22 protein-coding genes and 1 pseudogene are annotated in these 20,706 nt (G+C 58.8%); 8 read left to right on the forward strand and 15 right to left on the reverse strand.

Annotated elements, in window-relative coordinates:
- Positions 1 to 83 precede the first annotated feature (83 nt).
- Both dxs and ACF0H7_RS16705 read left to right on the forward strand, forming a co-directional pair.
- Positions 84 to 2,012, forward strand: coding sequence for a 1-deoxy-D-xylulose-5-phosphate synthase (gene dxs, locus ACF0H7_RS16700; protein WP_397448022.1), 1,929 nt, complete (start codon positions 84 to 86; stop codon positions 2,010 to 2,012).
- A gap of 126 nt (positions 2,013 to 2,138) precedes the next feature.
- A complete protein-coding gene (locus ACF0H7_RS16705) occupies positions 2,139 to 2,795 on the forward strand; it encodes a murein L,D-transpeptidase catalytic domain family protein (RefSeq protein ID WP_397448023.1) in 657 nt (218 codons plus the stop codon).
- On the opposite strand, the gene ACF0H7_RS16710 is transcribed toward ACF0H7_RS16705, so the two are convergent.
- The 5 genes from ACF0H7_RS16710 to ACF0H7_RS16730 form a co-directional block, all read right to left on the reverse strand.
- Positions 2,796 to 3,542 carry a hypothetical protein gene (locus ACF0H7_RS16710; protein ID WP_397448024.1) on the reverse strand — a complete coding sequence of 249 codons (747 nt, stop codon included), beginning with the start codon at positions 3,540 to 3,542 and terminating at the stop codon, positions 2,796 to 2,798.
- A 79-nt stretch (positions 3,543 to 3,621) separates the two neighbouring features.
- Positions 3,622 to 4,140 carry a carboxymuconolactone decarboxylase family protein gene (locus ACF0H7_RS16715; protein ID WP_397448025.1) on the reverse strand — a complete coding sequence of 173 codons (519 nt, stop codon included), beginning with the start codon at positions 4,138 to 4,140 and terminating at the stop codon, positions 3,622 to 3,624.
- Between the two features lie 187 nt (positions 4,141 to 4,327).
- Entirely contained in the window at positions 4,328 to 4,951 is a 624-nt protein-coding gene (locus tag ACF0H7_RS16720; protein ID WP_397448026.1) for a glutathione S-transferase family protein, read from the reverse strand.
- A complete protein-coding gene (locus ACF0H7_RS16725; RefSeq protein ID WP_397448027.1) occupies positions 4,944 to 5,780 on the reverse strand; it encodes a class I SAM-dependent methyltransferase in 837 nt (278 codons plus the stop codon). Before ACF0H7_RS16725 ends, ACF0H7_RS16720 begins: the two co-directional genes overlap by 8 nt.
- A 141-nt stretch (positions 5,781 to 5,921) precedes the next feature.
- Positions 5,922 to 6,467, reverse strand: a complete 546-nt coding sequence (locus ACF0H7_RS16730) for a carbonic anhydrase (RefSeq protein ID WP_397448028.1) — start codon at positions 6,465 to 6,467, stop codon at positions 5,922 to 5,924.
- 315 nt (positions 6,468 to 6,782) lie between these two features.
- On the opposite strand from ACF0H7_RS16730, the gene ACF0H7_RS16735 reads away from it, so the two are divergent.
- Together ACF0H7_RS16735 and ACF0H7_RS16740 are read left to right on the forward strand one after the other, a co-directional pair.
- A complete protein-coding gene (locus ACF0H7_RS16735; protein WP_397448029.1) occupies positions 6,783 to 7,145 on the forward strand; it encodes a TraR/DksA family transcriptional regulator in 363 nt (120 codons plus the stop codon).
- 7 nt (positions 7,146 to 7,152) lie between these two features.
- Positions 7,153 to 7,437 (forward strand): DUF2790 domain-containing protein, encoded by a 285-nt coding sequence (locus ACF0H7_RS16740; RefSeq protein ID WP_397448030.1) that lies wholly within the window; start codon positions 7,153 to 7,155, stop codon positions 7,435 to 7,437.
- Positions 7,438 to 7,569: 132 nt separating this feature from the next.
- Here ACF0H7_RS16740 and ACF0H7_RS16745 read toward each other — a convergent pair whose 3' ends face one another.
- Positions 7,570 to 8,022, reverse strand: a complete 453-nt coding sequence (locus ACF0H7_RS16745) for a hypothetical protein (protein ID WP_397448031.1) — start codon at positions 8,020 to 8,022, stop codon at positions 7,570 to 7,572.
- 395 nt (positions 8,023 to 8,417) lie between these two features.
- Positions 8,418 to 9,017 carry an NAD(P)H:quinone oxidoreductase gene (gene wrbA / locus ACF0H7_RS16750; RefSeq protein ID WP_397448032.1) on the reverse strand — a complete coding sequence of 200 codons (600 nt, stop codon included), beginning with the start codon at positions 9,015 to 9,017 and terminating at the stop codon, positions 8,418 to 8,420.
- 329 nt (positions 9,018 to 9,346) lie between these two features.
- On the opposite strand from wrbA, the gene ACF0H7_RS16755 reads away from it, so the two are divergent.
- Entirely contained in the window at positions 9,347 to 10,057 is a 711-nt protein-coding gene (locus ACF0H7_RS16755) for a pirin family protein (RefSeq protein ID WP_397448033.1), read from the forward strand.
- A gap of 19 nt (positions 10,058 to 10,076) precedes the next feature.
- Here the strand turns inward: ACF0H7_RS16755 and ACF0H7_RS16760 are convergent, their stop codons facing one another.
- The 3 genes from ACF0H7_RS16760 to ACF0H7_RS16770 form a co-directional block, all read right to left on the reverse strand.
- Entirely contained in the window at positions 10,077 to 10,538 is a 462-nt protein-coding gene (locus ACF0H7_RS16760) for a RidA family protein (protein WP_397448034.1), read from the reverse strand.
- A gap of 291 nt (positions 10,539 to 10,829) precedes the next feature.
- Positions 10,830 to 11,462, reverse strand: a complete 633-nt coding sequence (locus ACF0H7_RS16765; RefSeq protein ID WP_397448035.1) for a glutathione S-transferase family protein — start codon at positions 11,460 to 11,462, stop codon at positions 10,830 to 10,832.
- A 112-nt stretch (positions 11,463 to 11,574) separates the two neighbouring features.
- Positions 11,575 to 12,474: a LysR family transcriptional regulator gene (locus tag ACF0H7_RS16770; RefSeq protein WP_397448036.1), complete on the reverse strand. Its 900-nt coding sequence runs from the start codon at positions 12,472 to 12,474 to the stop codon at positions 11,575 to 11,577.
- Positions 12,475 to 12,693: 219 nt separating this feature from the next.
- On the opposite strand from ACF0H7_RS16770, the gene ACF0H7_RS16775 reads away from it, so the two are divergent.
- On the forward strand, positions 12,694 to 12,942 hold the full coding sequence (locus tag ACF0H7_RS16775; protein WP_397448037.1) for a DUF2790 domain-containing protein: 249 nt from the start codon (positions 12,694 to 12,696) through the stop codon (positions 12,940 to 12,942).
- Between the two features lie 24 nt (positions 12,943 to 12,966).
- On the opposite strand, the pseudogene ACF0H7_RS16780 reads toward ACF0H7_RS16775, so the two are convergent.
- From ACF0H7_RS16780 to ACF0H7_RS16800, 5 genes and pseudogenes are all read right to left on the reverse strand, one after another.
- A pseudogene (locus ACF0H7_RS16780) lies at positions 12,967 to 13,104 on the reverse strand (GlxA family transcriptional regulator); the annotation flags it as partial.
- A 256-nt stretch (positions 13,105 to 13,360) separates the two neighbouring features.
- Complete coding sequence (locus ACF0H7_RS16785; protein ID WP_397448038.1) at positions 13,361 to 14,752, reverse strand: PLP-dependent aminotransferase family protein; 1,392 nt, start codon at positions 14,750 to 14,752, stop codon at positions 13,361 to 13,363.
- A gap of 87 nt (positions 14,753 to 14,839) precedes the next feature.
- A complete protein-coding gene (locus tag ACF0H7_RS16790) occupies positions 14,840 to 16,336 on the reverse strand; it encodes a hypothetical protein (RefSeq protein ID WP_397448039.1) in 1,497 nt (498 codons plus the stop codon).
- A 541-nt stretch (positions 16,337 to 16,877) separates the two neighbouring features.
- The gene (locus ACF0H7_RS16795) at positions 16,878 to 17,900 is read right to left on the reverse strand and encodes a zinc-dependent alcohol dehydrogenase family protein (protein ID WP_397448040.1); all 1,023 of its coding nucleotides are present in this window, start codon (positions 17,898 to 17,900) and stop codon (positions 16,878 to 16,880) included.
- 153 nt (positions 17,901 to 18,053) lie between these two features.
- Entirely contained in the window at positions 18,054 to 18,254 is a 201-nt protein-coding gene (locus ACF0H7_RS16800) for a hypothetical protein (RefSeq protein WP_397448041.1), read from the reverse strand.
- Between the two features lie 130 nt (positions 18,255 to 18,384).
- Here ACF0H7_RS16800 and ACF0H7_RS16805 point away from each other — a divergent pair, with 130 nt between their 5' ends.
- Together ACF0H7_RS16805 and mexE are read left to right on the forward strand one after the other, a co-directional pair.
- Positions 18,385 to 19,302 (forward strand): LysR family transcriptional regulator, encoded by a 918-nt coding sequence (locus ACF0H7_RS16805; protein ID WP_397448042.1) that lies wholly within the window; start codon positions 18,385 to 18,387, stop codon positions 19,300 to 19,302.
- 162 nt (positions 19,303 to 19,464) lie between these two features.
- Positions 19,465 to 20,700, forward strand: a complete 1,236-nt coding sequence (gene mexE / locus ACF0H7_RS16810) for a multidrug efflux RND transporter periplasmic adaptor subunit MexE (RefSeq protein WP_397448043.1) — start codon at positions 19,465 to 19,467, stop codon at positions 20,698 to 20,700.
- Positions 20,701 to 20,706 lie beyond the last annotated feature (6 nt).

The raw sequence follows: 20,706 nt of genomic DNA on the forward strand, positions 1-20,706 counted from the left end.
ACCTGACCCGAACACATAGATTTCACACTGTCTGTAATAGGGTCACTGGCGATCATTGGCAAAGTCCGTTGAAGGATGTTCCGATGCCCACGACGTACCATGAAATTCCCCGCGTGCGCCCCGCCACGCCACTGCTGGACCGGGCGGCGACACCGAACAGATTGCGTCAACTCAGCGAGGAAGAGTTGGTACCCCTGGCCGATGAGCTCCGTCAGGAACTGTTGTATCTGGTCGGTCAAACCGGTGGTCATTTTGGTGCCGGGCTGGGGGTGATCGAACTCACCCTCGCGCTGCATTACGTGTTCGACACGCCGGCCGATCTGCTGGTGTGGGACGTTGGGCACCAGGCCTACCCGCACAAGATCCTCACCGGCCGCCGCGAACACATGCTTTCAATGCGACAAAAAAACGGCATCGCGGCCTTCCCCCGTCGCACGGAAAGCCAATACGACACCTTTGGCGTCGGCCACTCCAGCACCTCGATCAGCGCCGCGCTGGGCATGGCCATTGCCGCGCGCCTCAAGGGCGAACAGCGTAAAACCGTCGCGGTGATCGGCGACGGCGCGATGACCGCCGGCATGGCCTTCGAAGCGCTGAACCATGCCGCCGATGTCCAGGCCAACATGCTGGTGATTCTCAACGACAACGAGATGTCGATCTCCAACAACGTCGGCGGCCTGTCCAACTACCTGACGCGCATTCTCTCCAGTCGCACCTATTCCAGCGTGCGCGGAAGCAGTAAACACATCCTCTCGCACCTGCCGGGCGCCTGGCAGTTGGCGCGCCGCACCGAGGAATATGCCAAGGGCCTGTTGGTGCCCGGAACCTTGTTCGAAGAATTGGGCTGGAACTACAGCGGCCCCATCGACGGCCACGACTTGCCGACCCTGATAGAAACCCTGCGGCGAGTCAGTTGTCTCGATGGCCTGCAATTTCTGCATGTGGTCACTAAAAAGGGCAAGGGCTTCTCCCCGGCCGAGGCCGATCCCATTGGCTACCACGCCATCACCCGACAGGAACCGGTGCAGCCGGTGGTTCAAGCAAAGAAGGTCAGTGGGCCGAAGTACGCCAATGTCTTCGGCCAGTGGTTGTGCGACATGGCCGCCGCCGACCCGCGCCTGACCGGAATCACACCGGCCATGAAGGAAGGCTCGGACCTGATTGAGTTCAGCCAGCGCTACCCGCAACGCTATTTCGACGTGGCGATTGCCGAACAACACGCGGTCACCCTCGCCGCTGGTATGGCCTGCGCCGGATTAAAGCCGGTGGTGGCGATTTATTCGACCTTTCTGCAACGGGCCTACGATCAACTGATCCACGATGTCGCGGTGCAGAATCTCGACGTGCTGTTCGCCATCGACCGTGCCGGGCTGGTGGGCGAAGACGGCCCGACCCACGCCGGCAGCTTTGACCTCGCCTACCTGCGCTGCATTCCCGGCATGATCATCATGACCCCTAGCGATGAAAACGAGCTGCGCCGCCTGCTGTGCACCGGCTTCCACCACCGGGGGCCGGCGGCGGTGCGTTACCCCCGTGGCAACGGGCCGAACGCCAACATCGAACCCGGTCTGGAACCGCTGGAAATCGGCAAAGGGATCATTCGCCGTCGGGGCAAGGAAGTCGCCTTACTGGTGTTCGGCCCACAGGTGGCGCAAGCGCTGAAAGTCGCCGAAGCGCTAGACGCGACGCTGGCCGACATGCGCTTCGTCAAACCGCTGGACGCGGCGTTGATCCGCGACTTGGCTGAGCGTCACGAGCTGCTAGTGACCATCGAGGAAAACAGCGTCATGGGTGGTGCCGGCAGTGCCGTAGCGGTGTTTCTCGCCGAGCAAAACCTGCTCAAACCGCTGCTCAACCTGGGCTTGCCGGATCGTTATGTCGAACCGGCTAAACCTGCGGAAATGCTCGCCGAATGTGGACTCGACGCGGACGGAATCGAAGCTGCAGTGCGACGACGCCTGGCATTGCTGGATTACCAGGAATCGCCGGTGAGTATCGTTTTACGTGGTTAAGGAATCGCTTGGGACCGCTTTCGCAAGCCTGCTTCCACGGGGATTTGTGGCTGGCACAGGGGCTGTGGGAGGCTTGTCGGATCGTCGCACCGCTGCAATGGCGAACTGACAGGAGACAACACTGCCATGACCCGACACTGCACTGCATTACTGACGTCCCTGCTACTAGTCGGCTGCATGAACTCCGCCCTCGCCGAGTCACTGGAAGCCGCGCTGGCCAAGGCTGCGCCCAGCGCCAATCCCAAGGTGATTGCCCTGGCGGTCCATGCCTCGCAATGCAAGGCACTCAACGATCCCGCACCGGCGCAACGCCTGGCGGTGATCGACTATTCGCGACCTTCCACCGAACAACGACTCTGGGTCTTCGACCTTGCCCGGCGCACGTTGCTGTTCCAGGAGTTGGTCGCCCATGGCCGCAGCAGCGGCGAGAACCTGGCAACCAGTTTTTCCAACGACGATGACAGCAAATCCACCAGCCTCGGCCTGTACCGGACCCAGGCCGCCTACGACGGTCACAACGGTTATTCCCTGCGTATGCAAGGCCTGGAACCCGGCTTCAATGACAACGCCCTCGCCCGCGACATCGTCATTCACGGCGCACCGTATGTGAGTGCCGATCTGGCGCGCAGCAATGGCCGGATCGGTCGCAGTTGGGGGTGCCCCGCCGTGCGCCCGGAAATCGCCAGGCCGTTGATCGACGCCCTGAAAGACGGCCAGCTGGTGCTGGCCTACTACCCCGACCCGCAGTGGTTGAGCGGGTCGAGGTACCTAAACTGCAAATGATCAAGGTTTCGTGTGGAGGCCTTCAGGCGCTTTGTTCTGGCGAATCAGCGCTGCGTTTTGCCGGATTGAAAAGAGGTGCAGGAAGATCGCCAACGGTGCAAGCAATCCCGGAATCCAGACGAAGGGCCAGGTCGCAAAGGCGGTAAAGGGTTCGCCTGGCCAGTTCAGGTGCAGCGGCCCCGGCGTCGAGGTAAAGGTGGTGATAATGGTGTTGAACAGAATGCCCAGCCCCGCCACGTTCCACACAATGACCCAGCGCGGGCTGAGCTTGAAGCGCATTATCGCCAAGGCAATCAGCGGTGCGGACAGGCCAACCAGTACATCAAAGTTACGCCCTTCGAAGGTCACTTGCGTCGGCGCGCCTCCGGCCAGGAACAAACCCCAGAACGCCAGTTCGACCCCGATCCGAAAGGACTCCATCGCCACCGGCCAATGCCGTGGAGTGATCTCGATCAAGCGGCGAAACCCCGACGCCCGATGAATCAGTACCACCGCGATCAACGCCACCAACGGAATAACCGCCAGGTGCGGTGGCCGCGCATCCCATTGCGCAAGAAAACCGCTGTACGCCAGCGCGCCACTGATCAACAACCAGCCGAAAAGACCGAGCACCGACGTGGCAACCATGCGCCGGGTTTTATCGGCTGGCACGGACAACCGTTGCAGGGTCAACGCCAGCCAACCGTTCATTACCAAAACGCAGGCCACCGTCAAAATGGCCAGCCATGCATACACCACAGAAATCATAAGTACCTCCCCTGATCATCACGATCAGGTCGTTAAAGGGTTGTCGACTCAAGGTGTCGATCAGGAGAGTGCTGAGTGATCAGACCTTGGCGCGCGGCAACTCCACGTCGGTCTGGGCCACGTTGTTCAGCAGGTTGGTGAAGGTCAGCAGCGTGACCTGGGCAATCACCTCGACGATTTTGGCGTCGGTGATACCCGCGGCACGGGCAACTGCCAGGTCTTCATCCAAGACATGACCACGGGTTTCGGTGATGCGCTTGGCCAGCACGGTGTAGGCGTTCAGTTCACCATCACGGGCGCTACGGATAGCCTCGGCGGACAAGCCATATTTGCTGCCGAGCATTTCATGGACCGACAGGCAGTATCCGCAACCGTTGACTTCGGCAGTTGCCAGGGCGATGGCTTCACGCTCCAGCGCGGTCAATGAGCTGGTTTCCATGGCCTGATAGAACTGTACGTAACCGGTGATCACGGCGGGCGAATGGGCCAGCACCTTGAACACATTCAACACCACGCCGAAAGCTTGCTTCACGCCGTCGAGCCATGGGCGGGAACCTTCAGGGGCTTGTTCGTGGGTCAGAGCATTGATACGTGGCATGTTGATTCTCCAATTCAAAAAATGAGGGTGTGCGTTGGGCCAATGGCCCGCAGCGTCTGAACATTCAGCTGTTCAACAGGATTTATATTACGCACATAATATTTGGCCGCCATGCCATAGCTCCCTCCTTTTAGGACATCGTTGCGGTAACTGAAGGAGGAGCGTTTCGGCAGGTGGAACCGGAGGCCTAGGCCTCCAGCGAAACAATCCCGCGGATCACGGCGGGTCGAGTGCGCACACGCTCGTACCAGGCCTTGAGCAAGGGCAATGCCGACCAGTCGATCTGCCGTTCATAGGACAAGGCGATGGTGAACGCGGCAATGTCGGCCACGGTAAAGGTGTCCCCGGCGATAAAGGTCGATGCCGTGAGAAAACGCTCGGCACTGACCAGCATCAACAACGCTTGCTGGTTCAACGCAGCGGCGCCCGCCTCCTCGCCCTGCTTGCGCAGGAAAAAACCACTGTGACTGGGTGCGATGACATCGGTCAGGAAGTAGAAGAACCGTTCCAGCGCGACCGCGCGCAGGCGCAAGTCATGTATTGGCAGCAGTGTTCCGGGCGCTTTATCGGCGAGGTAAAAAATAATCGCGTTGGACTGCGTCAGGACACATTCGGCGCCGGACTCGGTCCGCTCGATGATCACCGGCACCTTGCCCAACGGGTTCAACCGCAAGAACTCGGGTTGCAGATGCTCGCCGTGACGCATGTCCACCACCTTGACCCGGTAGGCCAGCGCCGCCTCTTCCAACGCGATGGCCACCCGCAGGCTGTTGCCAGTCATGGCGCCGTACAGTTCGATCGACTCATTCATGATTGCGCACGCTCACGGCCATCACCAGACGCAGCTTGTTTTCCCGCAGGTTACGCGCGAAGTTCGCGCTCATTTGGGCGAAGCGCGGGCCCATGACCAACATCAGATTCGGGCCTTGCGGCAAGGGCGGCGAAGGCTGATCGGCCAGCCAATCGACGGTCAGTTCGGTGACGTCATTCCAGATCTCCGGCACCAGGCCAGCCTGTTGCAGCGCGGCACGGGTTTCGGCTTCGGTCAGCAGCACACTGTGTTCGCTGTGTTCAGCCCACATCAAAGGGTACAGTGGCGCGGGCTTGCCGTCGGCGGCGAGCACATCATAAAAACCAAAACGGCCGTCCGGCTTCAGCACACGACGGATCTCCCGATACACCTGCTCCCGGTCATGAATATTCATCACCACATGCTGGGTGTAGACCACGTCGAAATGCTCATCGGGAAAGTCCAGCGCCAACAGATTGCCCGGCTGGTAGCTGACCTGCTCGCTCATCCCGGCACGGTCGGCCAACAGCTGCGCCACCGTGACGAAGGCGCGAGTGAGGTCGACGCCAGTGACCTGGCAATCGAAGTTCTCCGCCACATAACGCGACGGCCCACCCAGACCTGAACCGGCATCCAGCACTTGCATTCCTGGCTCAATACCCAACAATGCGGCGAAATCAGCGGTAGCTTGCAAGCCGCGAACATGAAACTGATCTAGACCGGCCAGCCGCTTGGCGGTAATCGGTTCGCCCTGCATGCCGTCGAGAATCAGTGTGACCTGCGCCAACAGGTCATGCTCGCGGGCCTCGCCTTCATAGTGCTGGAGCACGGCTTTGGTCTGTTCAGTCACGGTACGTTCCTCGGTAAGGCTCCCGGTTGTGTCGGGAGCACGGATCAAAAAAGCAGCACACAACCCCGTCGTGGCAGCAGTCACTTACGCCATTAGTATGTCGACTATCATGCTGCGAGAGCAGGCCATATGCACCACTTTTCAGGTCGTCGGTTCTTCGCGCAACAACGCAGTTGGAACCACGGTCTCAACCTTGCCGGTGGCGACGTCGTAAACCATGCCCGTGACCAGGAAACCACCCGGCAGTTTCGGATTGGCTTTCAGGGCAGCCACGTCCAGGGCTACGGCGGCATACGGGTCGGTGATGGCCATGTCGTCCAGGGCTACCGGGGCGAAATGCTTGGCCAGCAACTCCGGCGCGTGGTGCAGGCACGGGGTGACGCCGCAGTCGGTATGGTGCAGCACGATCAGGTTCCAGCCGGGGCCGACTTCTTTGCCGTTGGCCTTGGCCACGCCACGCAAAATAGCCATGGTTTGCAGGGTGGCCGGATCGATGCGCCCGCCGACGTTGCGAATCACCGCCGCTTCACCGGGTTTGAGACCAAAGACATCGACCGGGTCAACACGGGGGTCGATGCAGCCGATGATCATGGTCTTCATCGACGGCAGGATCTTGATGTCAGCATTAAAGTCGCTGCTATTGGCGAATGCGTCGTTACGTTGGGTCAAGCTTTCAATGACGTTCATAAAGAGGTCTCTCTTCGCTGGATAAGGGTTGCCAGGGGTCTGGCGGCGAGGAGAAGTATGGGACCAGGGGCGCAAGTCCTCTATTGCGGGAAATGACAACTTTAGGCTCGATTGCGCCACGGCGGTTGTGCAGGTCAGATATCTTCCAGACACCCCCCCGCCAATCAACAATTTAAGTGATAGCTGCAATTGAGGAAGTTCATTTCTACTGTGCAGCCCCCTCCCCTACGATGTGCCTCACGTTGCACCAACGCACATCGGCCAGCACACACCCCGCTGCACCGATGCACTGAACGCCAGGTTTGAGGAAAGCGCATGAATGCCGTCCAACTGATTTTTTTCAGAAGTTTGTTGCTCTCCAAGCACGAGCAGGCTGGTGTGCGCCTTGAGGTTTATCGCCGTCAACTGGGTGCGTTGGCGAGTATTCGCAATCGTGAAGAGCGCGCACTGCAACAGGTGTGGATGACCCGACTGATTCAACGTGAAACAGACTATTTGGCCAGCGTGAAAAGCGCTCTGGGCAGCATCGACAACGGCACCTATGGCTTCTGCCGCGACAGTGGCTTGCCGATTGGTATGCAGCGCCTGCTGATCAACCCGCTGCAAACCTCGCTGACGTCCGATGAAATCTCGCGCAAGGAGCAGCTCTACGGGCAACTCCTGCAGAACGTCGGGTAGTCGTGTCGTGAAAAAATTACTGGTTATCGGACTGTCGCTGGTGTCGCTTTACGCTGGCACCAGCTACGCAACGGAGGCGGCATCAGAACCCCGTTCGGACGAGACGTTGCCGGTCGAGCACTACGAATATGGCAAGAAACTCGACATTGCCAAAGTCCTGCATACCTCAGTGATCCCGAAGATCTGCGGTCCGATTCGTACGCACATGATTTATCAGGACTCGAAAGGCTTGCACCATGATCTGGAGTACTCGGTCATCGGTGATGGTTGCCATTCCAATGGTATCGACTGACCGCAAGCGCGATCAGCCTTCCTGTAAGCCACCAAAACGACGATAGAACGCCAGCTACGAGATCCTGACCCTGGTGGTAAAACGCGGGGGCCAATGCGTGGTCTCCACGCATTGGCCCGTTGTTGCACCGATTTACGCGGTCGTACTGATCATCGAACCCGACGTGCTGCTGCTTTCATCCTGCAATGCCTGGGTCAGCGCTGCGGTCGCCGACGACAGCTGCCCGGTGATGCTGCTGACCTGGGATTGTGCCTGAGCCACGGCCGCGGCCTTGGCGTCAGCGCTTTGGTTGGCTTTCTGCGCGGCAGCCAGCTCCTTCTCTTGCTCCTGCAATTGCTTCTGCAGTTGCTCTACTTCTTTTTTCAGCTCTTTGACGGTGTCCGAATCGGTGCTGCTGCTATCACTGCTGCTGCCACCGCCGGCGCCACCTGCACCACCGGCACCGCCCGCCTGGGTGCTGGTGGTGGCGCTGGTTCCGTTGGCGGCGGTTGCCGTGGTGCTGGCGTCGGTGGTCGTGCTGCTGTCGGTGGTCGAGGTTTTAGCGGTGGTGGCGATGCTGAGCGTGGCGTTGCTGATACTGATCATTGCGTTCCATCCAGATAGAGAAGTGGTGAACTTCTCATCGGCGTTTTATGGATGACATTGAGCGATATCGTGTAGCGATTGTGTATGCGTTCTGGTACATGCCGACCTGCTGCAGGCCTTACCGCGCATGCTTTACAACGATTTGTGGCCAGATAAAAGCCTGAGGTTGACCTCGGTTTTGCAGGAGCTGCCGCAGGCTGCGATAAGATCGGAACGACCTTGGCAATTTAGAGTGATCGCAGCCTGCGGCAGCTCCAGTGGATTTGTGCGTGGCACAAGCCCAGGAGCAACCTGTTGACGAAGACAGACTGTCCGGCACCCGATCTTGCGGCAAAAAAAAGGCGCCCTTTCGAACCGAAAGGGCGCCGTCTTTTTCATCTGAACACTACCGGATCTTAGCGAACCAGTTTCGCCGCGATCTTGGCCACGTGTTCGCCCTGGTGGCGGGCGATGCCCAGTTCACGCTCGTCAGGCTGACGCGAACCATCGCCACCGGCAATGGTGGAAGCGCCGTAAGGAGTGCCGCCGCCGACATTCGAGATGTCGAACAGAGCGCCGGTGCTGTAGCCGATTGGCACGATGATCATGCCGTGGTGCGCCAGGGTGGTCCAGGTCGACGCAATAGTCATTTCCTGGCCGCCACCGGTACCGGTCGAGGTGAAGACGCTGGCGACTTTGCCTACCAGCGCGCCTTTGGCCCACAGCCCACCGGTCTGATCGAGGAAGTTACGCATCTGGCCCGACATGTTGCCGAAGCGGGTCGGGGTGCCGACGATGATGGCGTCGTAGTCGGCCAGTTCAGCGGGAGTGGCGACGTCAGCGACTTGCCCTTCTTTACCGTAAGCCGCCTTGAATGCCGCAGCGTCCATGGTTTCCGGCACGCGTTTGATGGTCACTTCAACCCCGGCGACGCTGCGTGCGCCTTCGGCAACGCTCTGAGCCATGGTTTCGATATGGCCATACATCGAATGATAAAGAACGAGCACCTTAACCATTTTTAATTCCTCTTGAGCTGTGATTGTTGCAGTTGGCTTGCCAGTCATCTGTGCGATCAGGTTGCTGATCCATCCCACGTTTCGATACTCCGCTGTTCAGGTTCGAGGTGGCGATCAAGCACCCTCCGATGGCACCTATAATCTATCGAACGAGAACAATTGAGAAACCAAAAATCGGGACAAACGCATCTATAAAATAGATTAGTAGCAAAAAAAACATCCCGTTAAATCAAATTACTAGATAACAACTCACTATTATTTGCGCTTTTATAATCGATCTTGATGAACAATTATTGACACCTATCAATGCCCTCATTACTGAAGAACCCATGCTGGAAATACGCAAGGCCGGCCAGCGAGGAACCACCTCCCTGGGCTGGTTGAAATCCCGCCACAGCTTTTCTTTCGACACCTATCAAGACCCTGACGAACGCGACTTCTCAGACCTTAAGGTGATCAACGACGACCGCATCGCCGGTGGTCGGGGATTTGGCCAGCATCCGCATCGGGACATGGAAATTCTGACTTATGTGCTGCAGGGTGCCCTGACGCACAAGGACACCTTGGGCAATGGCTCGTTGATCCAGCCTGGCGACGTGCAGTTGATGAGCGCTGGCAGCGGCGTCGCCCACAGTGAGTTCAATCACTCCCGTAGCCAGCCGCTGCATTTGCTGCAAGTGTGGATCAGCCCGAAAGTCACGCGCGGCAAACCACGCTATCAGCAAAAACGCTTCGCACCGGCGGACAAGCGCGGCCGCCTGTGCCTGATCGCCTCGCCGAACGCACAGGACGGTTCGCTGCAGATCCAACAGGACACACGGATTTACTCAGGGCTGTTTCAGGGCTCGGAAAACGCCACCCTGCCGCTGGCCGGCAACCGCTGTGTTTATGTGCATGTGGCGCGAGGCAAGCTCAGCGTCAATGGTCAACGCCTGAACGAGGGTGATGGCCTGAAAGTGCGTGGCGAAAACGTGTTGACCCTCGGCAGCGGAATCGATGCCGAGGTGCTGGTGTTTGAACTGCGCGTGCAGAAACGCTGAGCGCAGCCTCTGACGACTATCAGCGACGCAATTTGAAGATCGTATCGATCTCAACCGCAATGCCCATCGGCAAACTGTGCACGCCCAGCGCACTGCGGGCGGGCATCTTGTCCGAACCGAACAGCGCCTTGATCAGCTCGCTGGCGCCATCGGCAACTTTGGGGTGCTGTTGAAAATCCGCCCCGGCACGCACATACACCGTCATCCGCAGACAACGCTCAATGTTCTCCAGACCGCAGGCCTGATCGAGGCAACTGAGGATCATCAACATCGTCAACCGGGCCGCGTGCTGGCCTTGCTCCACCGATAAATTGCCGCCAACGACACCTTGCACGGGCTTGCCGTTCTCGAAAGGCCCAAGCCCCGAGACATACACCCTGTCGTCGTCGATAGTCACCACACTGTACGAACCCAGCGCCGCCAGCGGCTCAGGGAGTTGCAGTGACAATTCGGCCAATCGGTTTTTCCACTGATCGTTCATCGGGCATGTCCGCAGTTGAATAACGAAATACTTCATGGCGCAAAAAGCGCCCTGCGTACCCTACACCGAGATGAATGTGCAGTGCCTGTCAGTCTTCGCCACACGTTGGCTCACAGGGATTTGTGGTTGGACAAACTTTACGGTTGGCCCCCATTTTGTAGGAGCTGCCGCAGGCTGCGATAAGGTCGGAACGACCCTGGCGATAGCTATTGTTCGCAGCCTGCGGCAGCGCCTGCAGGGATTGTGTGTTGCCTGAACTCTGTAGGAGAACTGACACGCCGCGGTCTGTGGTTACTGCCCGCTCAACAATCCAAAAGCCGATTGCGGCATGGCCACAAAACCCGGTAATGCCTCAATGCGTTTCAGCCACGCCCGTACATTCGGGTAGGCCTCCAGCGACACATTGCCTTCCGGCGAGTGTGCGACGTAGGCGTAGTTGGCCAGGTCGGCGAGGGTCGCGGTCTGGCCCACGAGAAACGGACGATGCGCCAGTTCCTGTTCAAGCACCTTGAGGAACACATGGCTGTGCTCGATCACTTCTTCCGGCGTAAACGGGGCACCAAATACCGTGACCAAGCGTGCGCGACACAGACCGTAGGCCACCGGCCCGGCCGCCGCAGACAACCAGCGCTGCACCTGTGCGCCCGCTTCCGGGTCTTCCGGCAACCACTGCTGGCCGCCGTAGCGCTTGGCCAGATAGACCAGGATCGCGTTGGAGTCAGCAATGACCACGCCGTTATCGTCCATCACCGGCACTTGGCTGAAGGTATTGAGTTTAATGAACGGCGCTTGCTTGTGTTCGCCGGCGCCGAGATCGACTTCGACCATTTCGTGCTCAAGCCCCAGCATGTTGAGCAACAACTGCACGCGGTGGCAGTGGCCGGACAGGAGGTGGCGGTACAGTTTGATCGGTTGGCGAGACATGGCGTGGTCCTGGCAGAGGATTGATCGGCTGATGATCCTCCATTCCGACCGAGCAAAAAACAACCAGCCGGCTCAATGCAGCATTGCAGGTTCTGCAATGCTGCGACCGTTTTCAGCTATGCGCGAAATCCTCTCGCAATCGTTCGACGCAGAAATCGACAAACGATCGCACTTTACTCGAGCCGCGCCGCCCTTCCACATACACCACCTGCACGGTCAGCGGCGGCATTTCGAAGGCGTCCAGTACACTGCACAAACGCCCGGCGGCGAGATGTGCGCGCACCTGATAGGACGCCACCTGAGTCAGCCCCCACCCATCCAGCGCAGCATGGATGGCGGCAGGAAACGAGGTCACCGACAACCGTGACGGCGGTTTAAGGCTGAGGACTTCCCCCGCCACTTGAAACCGCCAGTCCGTCGTACCTTCGGCGAAGACCGCAGAAATGGTCGAGCGTCGCAGCAACTCCTCAGGGTGCGCGGGGTAACCATGAGCGGCCAGATACGCCGGGGACGCGCAGACCATCCGCCGCACCTGGCCGACAGCAATCGCCGTCAGCGATGAGTCGGGCAACGGACCAATGCGGATCGCCACATCAATACCCTCCTCCAGCAGCGGCACCATGCGGTCCACCAACAGTGCCCGGATGTCCACCTGCGGATGGCGATGCAGGTACTCCATTAAAATCGGGGTCACATGCAGGTCGCCGAACACCTGCGGTGCGGTGATGGTCAACGAACCACTGGGACTGGCGTGAATACCGGCCGCCGAATCCTCGGCGTCCTGAAGCTCCTGCAACAGCCGCCGACAGTCCTCGGCAAAGCGCAGCCCGGCTTCAGTCAGGCGCAGTTGTCGGGTGGTGCGCACCACCAGCAAAGTGCCCAGCCGGTTCTCCAGCTGCGCCACAGCACGGGTCACCGTCGCGCTCGACAAGCCCAGACGCCGCGCTACCGCAGCAAAGCTCACGTCCTCGGCGACGGCGGCGAAAATACTCATTTCCTGAAGTCGATCCACGCGGGATTCCTGGGCGGGCGGGTGCGGAACGGCAGTATACGCGGGCGACATCTGCGCTTTCAGTTATGCGCGGGGTTCAGCGGGGACGACCAGATAAACTATAATTAATACCAATAGATAACATTATTAACCGGTCTTGGACGTTATAGCTACAGACACTCATCATGGGTCCCACAGCAGCCCACCTGGTTGCCACATACGAAACTAGAGGATTCCATCATGTTTAAATTTCTCCTGATTGGCGCATTGTCTTTCGCAGCTTTCACCGCACAAGCGGATGACTCGGTAAAAACCGAAGCCCTCACTCACTATCAATACGGCATGAAACTGGACATCGCCCAAGTGGTCAGTCAAACCGAATCCCAGGACGTGAATGGCATCACTCCGGTACAGCTGACTTATAGGGACTCCCAGGGTGTGCAACACGTCCTCGAGTACAACACCGTGAGTGTTGGCACTTCGGGTTGATTACATGCCACCACGCCAAGCCCATAGCGGTTGCGATAATCGCTGGGGCGACAGCCCGGTGGCGGCGCGCAAACGGCGCAGGAAGGTGCGCTCTTCCATCGCGGCCTCGGCGGCCATCGCCTGAATTGACACATCCACCGCGCCACTGGCTTGCAGCCAATGCATGTGCCCCGCCATTGTCAGATTAGCCCCCGATAAAAGCAGTGTGTCGAGCGTGGCGATTTTTGGCGGGTTGAGTTTTAGCAGGCTTGCCACCTTCGCCAACAGGTTGGCTCGCACAGGGATTTGTGGTTGGACAAAAACTTACGGTTGCCCCCCATTTTGTAGGAGCTGCCGAAGGCTGCGATAAGGTCGGAACGACCTTCGCGATGGCGATTGTTCGCAGCCTGCGGCAGCTCCTACAGGTTTGTGACACCTCCTACAACCGCTCCTGGCGCAACGCGTCATCCAGCGCCACTAGCGCCTGGCCAATGTCACGGTTCCAGTCCAGGGTGAAGCTGATCCGCAGGTTCTGCCGATGCAGTCCCTGCAGGCTGAACATCTCGCCAGGCACGATGAATATCTGCTGCTTGATCAACCGCTCGAACACCCGCCGCATGTCCACCGGCCGCAGGCATTCAACCCAAATCGCCGTGCCACCGGCCGGCCGTTTGAATTGCAGGCTGTGCGCCGTGTGTTCGTGGAGTAAGCCGGACAGCTGCACCATGCGCTCCTCCAGTAAACGTCGCAGGCCGCCGATGTGTTGGTCGATGCGCCCCGAACTGTAGAGCCGGGCGATGGCTTTCTGCCGGATCGGCGGCAAACAAAAGGAGCGCGTCAGAAAGTGCCGCTGCAATTCACTGACAAAGTGCTTGCACAACAGATAGCCATACGGCGCTTCCGGGCCGATGACCTTGTCGAATGCGGAAAATACCAGCAAGCGTTCCGGATTGATCCAGTCACGCAGGTGATAGCCAGCGGGCTCAAAACACAACTCGCCGTGCCGGTCGTTTTCCAATACCCAGATCCCCTGTTGATTCAAGCGCTCCGCCAGCCCGCGAAGATTATCCGGGGGTTTCAGGCTGCCGTGGGCGGTACTCAAAATCGACGGCAACACCGCCAGGCCAATGCGCTGTTCGCCAAGGGTTCGTTCGAGCCACTCCAGGTCGACATAGCCATGACGGTCCAGTGGCATCTCGATCACGCGAATATCGAAGGACTGCAGCAAGCGCAATATCGTCCAGGAACATGGCGACTCGACCAGCACCGTGCCGCCCCGCAGCCCGAGCGCTTCGAGGATGATGCGCAACACCCCATGCAAATCGGCACCGATATAGACATTGCCAGGATGCCAATGCTGTTCGGCACTGCGGGTGTAACGAGCGGCCAGCACCTTGCGCAGTTCCATGTCACCAAAAGGTTGAAAAGGCGAATTAGGCTGCCGCGGATAGTGGCGTAGCAGCTCCCGCTCCAGCATCAACAGCGGATTTTCCAGCGACAGGAGTAGCGTCGGGTCATCATGGCTGAGCACGAACATCCCGGGACGACGCGCATTGACGAACAGCGTTTGCAGCAGGTCCGCGCTGTCGCAGGTCACCTGCCCGTGCACCGTGGGCAGGGCAAAATAGCCGGATTTGGGTATCGAGCAAATCCGCCCTTCTTTCTCCAGCAAGCAATACGCGTACTGCACGGTGGAGATCGACACTTTCAGGCGCCGGGACAAGTGACGCAGCGAGGGCAGTCGGGTGTCGGCACCGGTCTGTACTTCATCGATCAAACGGCTGAGATAGCTGTACACCGCCTGATACGCGAAATGCGTGTTGTCTTTCATTTACTGTTCCGCCAGACCAAGAAAACACCTGCACCTCAGGGCCCTTGCCGTCCCTGGCCTTCAGTCACCCTGGCGTTCGAACCGGACTTAGCGCCCGGACACCATTTCTGCCTTGGCGTCGCCGGTGACCGGGTCGACGCTCATGACCCGACGTTTGTCCGGATCGCCGGCACGAACCCTGGCGATCAGCGAAGTCTGGTCGTTGAAGTCGACCTTGTTTTTGCCATACAGATTCTGCAGCCCGACCTTGCTCAAGCCGCTGGTATCGATCAGCCATTGAATAATCTGCTCCGGCACCTGCAACCCCATCAGCGCCTTGTGCAAATCCGGGAGTGCCACCAGCATGCCGGGGTGACAGCGACGTAAGAAGTCTTCAAGACCTTGCCCCGCATCCACGAACGGGCTAAACAACAAGCAGACCAATTGCGCGTCGGTCAAACTAAAGGCCTCGTGGGCATAAGCGCTGGCCAACGCGCGACGCTCTTCGATTTTCAGCGGGTTGTCATAGGCGGCCATGGCCTGGTCAACCAGACGCTCCGGCATCTGTTTGTTACGCATCAGCGCCTGGGCCAGTTCCAGGTATTCGGCAATGCCTTCCTCGTAACTGCGCCCGCGCACGAATTGCGCCTGCAGGCCACGCATATGCGCCATCAACAACGGGTTGGCGCAGTCGGATTCGCTGAAATTGAACGACAAATCGCTGAACTCAAAGCCGAGAAACTCAGTCAGCAACGTCCAGTGATCATCGGCCTTGCAACTCACCAGATCGAAAACGGTGATAAACGCCGGCACGATGGCTTTGTTCGGATACGCCGATGACCGAAACGTGGGTTCAATACCCTCCTCGTACAGTTCACGGTAATAGCTGCGCCCCACTCCGCTCAGGGTCTTGAGCACGCCATTGAAACTCTGATTGCGCCACACGGACTCCGGCACGTCCTGATCCTGCGCCAGACGCATCATCCACGCGGCGTATTGCTTCTGTTCCTTGCGCGAATCACCACTGACTACCGCATCGATCCCGGTGCCCCAGCAGGCGGCACGACCAAAGAAATCGGCCAGCCCCAGGTAACAACTGTTGCAGAACGTCGCGCGGCCATCACCCGCCGTCAGGTGCCCGGCCAACAGCATGTCCGAACGATTGCGCTCGCGCCCTGCCACCGAGAACGGCAAGTCGACCCGAAACGGCCTGACCTGTTGCTGATCGAGCATCAATACTTCGACCCGAGGGTCGTCGTATAGGAACAACGCCGAATAGGTGCGGTGGATATTACCCATCACCGCCGACGTCATGCCGGCGTGACGCAGGTTGGCAATCCGCAGGTTGAACGTGGCCGGTGAGCGGCCGGCGATGCTCAACTGCGCTGCACGCAAGAAGGCCACGGTGTAGGCACTGTCCTTGCCACCACTGAACGCCACCATCACCTTGTAGCTGCCAATGCGCTCGATGCCGCCGGCGGCGACGATCAGGCGCTGGATCAGCAATTGCAACGCGGTTCGTTCAGCACGGCTGAAATAACTCAACAACCGTTGCAGTACTTGTTGGTACACATAATTCATCGCCTGCTCATGGATAGAACTCATAGGACAGCACCTATGGGGCCTGACACAGTGAGCGGCGGAAAGGATAAAACAGGAATGACATACGGTTGCTGGATCATGACTCGTTCCTTGAGCAATAATTATCGGGGGCATTATTAGTGCCAGAGAATTAATTACAAGATACAGATAGTCTGCAAAAAGCAGTTCAGCAGCACGACAGACATCAGACAATAAACAACACGTTATGGAATGATTCATAAATGTTTATTGCGAACGTCAGCCTGAAAGCCGCGCACTTGAAGGGTCGCGACACCGTTGACAGCAAGGCAAAGCCTTCATGGCGCGGGGTGATACAAACACATAAGGGCGCGTTTCACTATTAACATTTAAACAATGATCATTCAGCAACTAAACATATCGCCGTATCAAACAGGGAATACACCGCTGATGTTGAATGCGCTGTTTGCAGAATCGAAAAACAGACGTGCAGCAAAAAGCCCTCCTGAACAACCGGAAGACTTTAGCGAGAGAGGAAGGTATTGCGCGGGCGCCGTGACGATGGCGCCGAAGAAAAGATTAAAACTTATGCCGGGGTGACTTCCAGCACGGCACGACCACCCGTAGGGCAACCGTCCATATAGCGGTGAGCCTGAACCACATCGTCAAAGGCGAAAACTTTGGTGTTTTGCGGCGCCAGCACTCGATCAGCCGTCAGCTGATTAATGTCGCGCAGCGCACGTTGCAGCGCCACTTCGTCCGGGGTAATGCCCAGTTCTGGCTTGCCGGTGAAGTTACCGATGCAGTGCACGTAGAATTGAATGTTTTTCTGGAACGCTGCACAGGCCGGGAACGGCGTCTGGTTCCCGCCTTGCAGACCGTAGAGCACCAGGCTGCCGCGTGGCGCCAGTACATCACCGAGAATCGACATCTGCGGGCCACCCAAACCATCGAAAACCACGTCGACGCCGCGATTATCGGTGTATTTGTTGACTGACATCAGCAGGTCTTGCTCTTCGGTAACGATCACCTTGTCGGCACCCAGGGCCAACAATTTTTCACGCTCTTCGGGGCTCTTGGTCGCGGCTATCACTTTCACGCCCAAGGCTTTACCCAATTGCAGGAACGCCGGGCCGGCACAATGGCTGGCGTCGGTGACCAATGCGGTCTGGCCAGGCTTGATGCGCGCCAGGTCGACATAGGCGAAATACGCGATCAATAACGGCGTGTAATGCACCGCGGCTTCGATTGGGGTCAGGATGTCCGGATAACGGGTCAACGCGATGCGTGGCAACACCACCACTTCGCCGTAGGCCGGGTGCTCGTTTGGCGAGGCCGCCGGGAAGCTGGCGACTTTGTCGCCGACAGCCAGGTCGTGCACGCCTTCACCGACGGCAGACACCACGCCGGCTATTTCGGAACCGAGGCCGGCCGGCAAGCGAGCCTGCGACGACGCAAGATTCTGCCGCCAGAGAACGTCATACCAGCTGATGCCGATCGCTTCGACGCGCACCTGCACCTCACCGGGGGCCGGTTGCGCAGCTGTAAATTCCTCGACCTTGAGGACCTCGGCTGGACCAAACTGATGAAAACGGATCGTGCGGGACATTTCGAACCTCGCCTATTGAACCTTAATACCATGAACTCTATCCGGGCTTTTGCTCGAACACTATCAGTGGCTATTAATAGTCGACATGCCTGTCATTGATTCTGCGGTTTTTATTGGACCAAACCCTGTCGGAGAAAACCGCCGGATTTTTGGCTATTCAGGGCCGCCATTGAATAGCATGTCGCCGCGATATTGCAACCCATCGAAGCAAGTCGCTCGTCTGGATCCCTTTCTGGTTGGGTCATGCCCGGCGGCCGTCGTTCCATTGGCGCGCGCGGGCGGTGCTGTTTTTTTTCTGCAATCATCATCAACGGTGATAATTCGACGTCCAACGTTGAATTTATCGATGCGCACTACCCCTGATTCCTCGTACTATCACCACGGCGATTTCTCATTCGAGGCGATGTGTGCCTGAGTCGATTGATCGCACGCCCCGTGCTGGCATGGACCATCGCATCGACAAACGGCCCGAGATCATCCGTCTATGAATCGTAACGACCTTCGTCGCGTCGACCTCAACCTGCTAATCGTCTTCGAAACCCTGATGCATGAGCGTAGCGTGACGCGCGCCGCCGAGAAGCTTTTTCTCGGTCAACCCGCCATCAGTGCGGCGCTTTCACGCCTGCGCGGCCTGTTCGACGACCCGTTGTTTGTGCGCACCGGCCGCAGCATGGAGCCGACCGCGCGCGCCGTGGAAATCTTCGCCCTGCTGTCGCCGGCCCTGGACTCGATCTCCACGGCGGTCAGCCGCGCTTCGGAGTTCGACCCGGCCACCAGCACCGCCGTGTTCCGCATCGGCCTGTCCGACGACGTCGAATTCGCCTTGCTGCCGTCGTTGCTCAAGCGCCTGCGCTCCGAAGCCCCCGGCATCGTGCTGGTGGTGCGGCGGGTGAATTACATCCTGATGCCGGCGTTGCTGGCCTCCGGCGAAATCTCCATCGGCGTCAGCTACACCACCGACTTGCCCGCCAACGCCAAGCGCAAGGTATTGCGCCGCAGTAAGGCCGTGTTGTTGCGCGCCGACACCATGCCCGGCAAGCTCAGCATCGACGACTTCTGTTCGCGGCCCCACGCACTGGTCTCGTTCGCCGGTGACTTGAGCGGCTTTGTCGACGAATACCTGGAGCAGATCGGCCGTAAACGCCATGTCGTATTGGCGGTGCCGCAATTCAATGGCTTGGCGACGCTACTGGCCGGTACCGACATCATTGCTTCGGTGCCTGATTACGCGGCGGCAGTGCTGACGGCCGCAGGCGGCGTACGCTCGGAAGAAGTGCCGATTGAAACCCGCACCTTCGAGCTGCACATGGCCTGGCGCGGGTCGCAGGACAACGATCCGGGCGAACGCTGGTTGCGCTCCCGCATTCAAATGTTCTTCGGCGATCCTGATAGCCTGAACTAAGCGCTGGTCAAAAATCGAACAAACTTCGGGAACCGCACTCTAGAGCCTTCCCGAAGGCCACCTATCATTCCGAATGATATTCATCTTCGGTTTATTCGATTCGTGCAATACAACCTCGCGAGACCAGAATCCGTTAACTCAATAATATTTGGCGGATTTTTCATGGCACAGTCATTCAATCATTTGCGCTACCCCCTTACGGCACTGGCCCTGATCGTCATCAGCGCTTGTGGCCAGAGCGGGCCCGCAGCGACGGCCGCGCCAGCCGCCGCAAAAGTCACGGTTGCCAAGGTGCTGGAGCAACCGGTCAACGAATGGGACGAAGTTACCGGCCGCCTGGAAGCTCCGGAAACCGTTGAAATCCGCCCACGGGTTTCCGGCCAGATCGATCAGGTAGCGTTCACCGAAGGCGCGCTGGTCAAGAAAGGCGACCTGCTGTTCCAGATCGACCCACGCCCTTACCAGGCTGAAGTCCACCGCCTCGAAGCTCAACTGCAACAATCCAAGGCCACTGCGGTACGCAGCAGTAACGAAGCCGGCCGTGGTCAGCGCCTGTTGAGCAGCAACGCGATCTCCGCAGAACTGGCCGACAACCGCACCACCTCCGCCGAAGAGGCCAAAGCCGGCGTTGACGCGATTCAGGCGCAACTGGACCTGGCCCGACTGAACCTGAGCTTCACCCACGTTACTTCGCCTATCAGTGGCCGCGTCAGCCGTGCGGAAATCACCGCCGGCAACATCGTCACCGCCGACGTCACCCCGCTGACCAGCGTTGTCTCCACCGACAAGGTCTACGCCTACTTCGATGCGGATGAACGCGTATTCCTTAAGTACGGCGACCTGGCGCGCAAAGGCAAACGTGGTCAGACCACCCCTGTGTTCCTTGGGCTGTCCAATGAAAGTGACAACCCGCACCAGGGTCAGATGAACTTCGTCGACAACCAGGTCAACCCGAAAACCGGCACCATCCGTGGTCGCGCCGTGTTCGACAACAGCAAAGGCGAATTCACCCCAGGCCTTTATGCACGACTGAAGCTGGTCGGCAGCGGCACCTACTCCGCCGTGTTGATCAACGACGAAGCGGTCGGTACCGATCTGGGCAAGAAATTCGTGCTGGTCATGGGCAAAGACAACAAGCCTGAATATCGCAGCGTCGAGCTGGGTCCGAAACTGGAAGGCCTGCGCATCGTGCGTAGCGGTCTGACCAAAGACGACACCATCGTGGTCAAGGGTCTGCAACGGGTTCGTCCGGGTTCGCCTGTCGATCCGGAAGTCACCCAGATGGCCAGCCCGGAAACCATCGCCGCCCTGGCTAAGCAACGCGAGGCGCTGGAGGCCAGCAACGTGCAACAAACGGCAGCACCTAAACTGGCAAGCAACGCTACACCACGCGGTTAAGGAATA

The sequence above is a fragment of the Pseudomonas sp. NA-150 genome (assembly GCF_044336365.1).
Taxonomy (GTDB): Bacteria; Pseudomonadota; Gammaproteobacteria; order Pseudomonadales; family Pseudomonadaceae; genus Aquipseudomonas.

Excerpts from the sequence above, each read along its gene's own strand:
- dxs (WP_397448022.1), top strand. The coding sequence starts at position 84 with ATGCCCACGACGTACCATGAAATTCCCCGCGTGCGCCCCGCCACGCCA.
- ACF0H7_RS16705 (WP_397448023.1), top strand. The coding sequence starts at position 2,139 with ATGACCCGACACTGCACTGCATTACTGACGTCCCTGCTACTAGTCGGC.
- ACF0H7_RS16710 (WP_397448024.1), bottom strand. The coding sequence starts at position 3,542 with ATGATTTCTGTGGTGTATGCATGGCTGGCCATTTTGACGGTGGCCTGC.
- ACF0H7_RS16715 (WP_397448025.1), bottom strand. The coding sequence starts at position 4,140 with ATGCCACGTATCAATGCTCTGACCCACGAACAAGCCCCTGAAGGTTCC.
- ACF0H7_RS16720 (WP_397448026.1), bottom strand. The coding sequence starts at position 4,951 with ATGAATGAGTCGATCGAACTGTACGGCGCCATGACTGGCAACAGCCTG.
- ACF0H7_RS16730 (WP_397448028.1), bottom strand. The coding sequence starts at position 6,467 with ATGAACGTCATTGAAAGCTTGACCCAACGTAACGACGCATTCGCCAAT.
- ACF0H7_RS16735 (WP_397448029.1), top strand. The coding sequence starts at position 6,783 with ATGAATGCCGTCCAACTGATTTTTTTCAGAAGTTTGTTGCTCTCCAAG.
- ACF0H7_RS16745 (WP_397448031.1), bottom strand. The coding sequence starts at position 8,022 with ATGATCAGTATCAGCAACGCCACGCTCAGCATCGCCACCACCGCTAAA.
- wrbA (WP_397448032.1), bottom strand. The coding sequence starts at position 9,017 with ATGGTTAAGGTGCTCGTTCTTTATCATTCGATGTATGGCCATATCGAA.
- ACF0H7_RS16755 (WP_397448033.1), top strand. The coding sequence starts at position 9,347 with ATGCTGGAAATACGCAAGGCCGGCCAGCGAGGAACCACCTCCCTGGGC.
- ACF0H7_RS16760 (WP_397448034.1), bottom strand. The coding sequence starts at position 10,538 with ATGAACGATCAGTGGAAAAACCGATTGGCCGAATTGTCACTGCAACTC.
- ACF0H7_RS16765 (WP_397448035.1), bottom strand. The coding sequence starts at position 11,462 with ATGTCTCGCCAACCGATCAAACTGTACCGCCACCTCCTGTCCGGCCAC.
- ACF0H7_RS16775 (WP_397448037.1), top strand. The coding sequence starts at position 12,694 with ATGTTTAAATTTCTCCTGATTGGCGCATTGTCTTTCGCAGCTTTCACC.
- ACF0H7_RS16785 (WP_397448038.1), bottom strand. The coding sequence starts at position 14,752 with ATGAAAGACAACACGCATTTCGCGTATCAGGCGGTGTACAGCTATCTC.
- ACF0H7_RS16790 (WP_397448039.1), bottom strand. The coding sequence starts at position 16,336 with ATGAGTTCTATCCATGAGCAGGCGATGAATTATGTGTACCAACAAGTA.
- ACF0H7_RS16795 (WP_397448040.1), bottom strand. The coding sequence starts at position 17,900 with ATGTCCCGCACGATCCGTTTTCATCAGTTTGGTCCAGCCGAGGTCCTC.
- ACF0H7_RS16805 (WP_397448042.1), top strand. The coding sequence starts at position 18,385 with ATGAATCGTAACGACCTTCGTCGCGTCGACCTCAACCTGCTAATCGTC.
- mexE (WP_397448043.1), top strand. The coding sequence starts at position 19,465 with ATGGCACAGTCATTCAATCATTTGCGCTACCCCCTTACGGCACTGGCC.